Here is a 531-nt window from a genome sequence, read left to right as displayed (position 1 = left end):
ACGCACCCGTGCGCCACTCTCATCCGTTATAGCAAGCTATAACGGAATCCCGTCCGACTTGCATGTATTAGGCCTGCCGCTAGCGTTCATCCTGAGCCAGGATCAAACTCTCCATTGTAAAATGTAAAATTGACCCCGGTCTGTATAGACCGGATCGTCAGTATTGTTGTACTGTACGGCCCGGACCGGAATAATTGTAACTTCTTGTTACAGCATTCCCCTATAAAGGGTATCTGCTGCGCTACATGATCATCTATTTAAAGAACTTATATGCCTCCGCTTCGCGCTTTGGCCTCTATATCTGGACCGAATAAACGGCCGGATTATCTTTTTTTAAAACCCCTCGTTCCCGAAGGGACTGCAAAGGTAAGGGAAATTTCCAACAAAACAAAATAAAATTTTCTTTTTTTATCGGACCGGAACCTATCTACCGGTATCCCCCGTACCATACCCCCTCGCGGAGTGGTGCAAAGGTAGAAACTTTAACCTTATACTCCAAGGCCCATAGCAACCTTTTACACCAAAAATATC

General features: G+C 45.4%; 1 rRNA gene. It reads right to left on the bottom strand.

Annotated features, from left to right (window positions below):
* Nucleotides 1-118: ribosomal RNA gene (locus tag H8B17_RS20535) — 16S ribosomal RNA — on the bottom strand; the annotation flags it as partial.
* Nucleotides 119-531 lie beyond the last annotated feature (413 nt).

It is taken from the genome of Sphingobacterium arenae (assembly GCF_014692505.1).
Classification (GTDB): Bacteria; Bacteroidota; Bacteroidia; order Sphingobacteriales; family Sphingobacteriaceae; genus Sphingobacterium; species Sphingobacterium arenae.
This window is presented reverse-complemented; position numbering and strand designations above follow the sequence as displayed.